We start from the raw sequence: 1,929 nt of genomic DNA, 5'->3' as shown, positions 1-1,929 counted from the left end.
AGCGACCGGGGCTGCGCCCCGTGCTTTTCAACGGCGCCACCCGATGAAGGCCGGGCCGCAGGCCCAAGCCTTCAGGGGCGCGGGGAACTGCGCGAGAAACCACACACCACCCGCACCCGCCAACGAACCGCGCACCCCCGAGCTACCAGGCGCCCCGTCAAGGAGAACCCGGCGCTGAGTTCTTCGTGTCGGACGGCGCCCCGCCCTCCTCGTCCCCGGAGGTGACCGCCCACGTCCCCACCCCCACCGCGGCGATCAGCGCGATCGCCGCCGCGCCGAGCGTGATCCGGCGGCGGCGGGCGGTCGCCCGGTTCCGCGCGGACCCCGGCCGGGGCGCCCCCGCCGCCCGGGGCACCCGCGCGGTGCCCCGCGCACCCCCGGCCAGCTCGTCGGGCGCCGGCACCCGCATCGACGTGTGCGTGTCCCGGTTGGAGTCCGGCTTCGCGCCCGGCACCAGCGGCACGGCACCGCGCCGCACCCGCTCCCGCGGGGCGGCCGCCTCCGCCGGCGCCTCCTCGTACGCGTCCTGGGTCTCCGTGCCCGGCTCGTCGACGTCCAGCGGCGGCATCCCGGCCAGCAGCGGCAGCTGCTCCCGCAGCCGCGCAGCCAGCTCCGACGCCCGCAGCCGTGAGGCCGGGGCCTTGGCCAGGCACTGCACGAGCAGCTGCCACAGCTCCTCGGGGATGCCGGGCAGAGGGACGACGGTCTCGGTCACATGGCGGCGCAGCACCGCGCCCGGGTGGCCCCCGCCGAACGGGGTGAAGCCCGCCAGCAGCTCGTACAGGACCGTCGCGAGGGCGTAGATGTCCACGGCCGCCCTGGGCGGCAGGCCCTCGACGATCTCGGGCGCGAGATAGTCCGGCGTTCCGATGATCTTCGTGGCGCGGGTACGCCGCGGCGAGTCGATCAGCTTCGCGACGCCGAAGTCGGTCAGCAGGGCCGGGTGGGAGCCGCCGGGGCCGAGCGGGCCCTGCATGTCCAGCAGCACGTTCTCCGGCTTGACGTCACGGTGCACGATGCCGGCCGCGTGGGCCGCCGCGAGGCCGTCGGCCACGTCGGCCACTATGGCGACGGCCGCCTCGGGGGCCATGCGGCGCTCCCGGTCCAGCCGGGTGCGCAGATCGGTGCCCCGGACGAGGTCCATGACGAGGGCGAGGTCGTTGCCGTCGACAACGAGGTCGCGCACGGACACCACGTTCGGGTGGTCGAGACCCAGCAGCGCCGTGCGCTCCTGGACGAAGCGGCTGACGAGCTCCTGGTCGGACGAGAGGTCCTCGCGCAGCAGCTTGATGGCGACGGGGCCCTCCGGGCCCTCACCCAGCCACACCGTGCCGGCGCTGCCCCGCCCCAGAATCTGGTTCGCGGTGTACCGGCTTCCGATCTTCCGTCCCAAGACTGCTCCTACAGGCCGCGTGTTGGCGACAAAGCTACGCGCCCCAGGAGCCAACCTTCACCGCCGAGGCGGAAATCACCCCTCAGATGTCGACAAATCCCCAACCCCGGCACCGCGCGGGCCAGTCGTCGCCCTCGCGGTCGTCGCGGTCGTCTCCTTCGCGGTCGTCGCCGCCGCGGTCGTCACTGGCCGGAACCGGAGCCGGAGTCGCCCAGCTCGCCGATCCACTTGGTCGCCGTGTCGAACCAGTCCTTCAGCTGCTCCCAGTAGCCCTTGCCCGTGCCGATCCATTCCTGGAGCGGGGTGAACTCCCAGATCAGCCAGCCGCCGACGAAGAGCAGGACGATCATGAAGAGACAGCCCTTGAGGCAGCCGAGCCCCGGGATCCTCATGGGGTTGGCGCTGCGCTGACGCGGCTCGCGCGGCGGCCTCGGCTCCCGCTGCGGGCGCGGCGCGGGCTGCTGCGGCTGCGGGGCGGGCGCGTACCGCTGCGGCTGCTGGTGCTGCGGGGCGGGGGCGTACGGCTGGTGCTGCTG

At 74.2% G+C, this 1,929-nt stretch carries 1 protein-coding gene and 1 pseudogene; both read right to left on the bottom strand.

Translation table 11 applies throughout. The features are described 5' to 3' along the window. Positions 1-157 precede the first annotated feature (157 nt). A complete protein-coding gene (locus tag AOK23_RS42920; protein ID WP_055717787.1) occupies positions 158-1,393 on the bottom strand; it encodes a serine/threonine-protein kinase in 1,236 nt (411 codons plus the stop codon). A 182-nt stretch (positions 1,394-1,575) separates the two neighbouring features. Beyond that, positions 1,576-1,929, bottom strand: a pseudogene (locus AOK23_RS42915) (serine/threonine protein kinase); the annotation flags it as partial.

The organism is Streptomyces torulosus (genome assembly GCF_001419765.1).
Lineage (GTDB): Bacteria > Actinomycetota > Actinomycetes > Streptomycetales > Streptomycetaceae > Streptomyces > Streptomyces torulosus.
The sequence above is the reverse complement of the archived record's forward strand: the minus strand, read 5'-3'. Positions and strand labels throughout refer to the sequence as shown.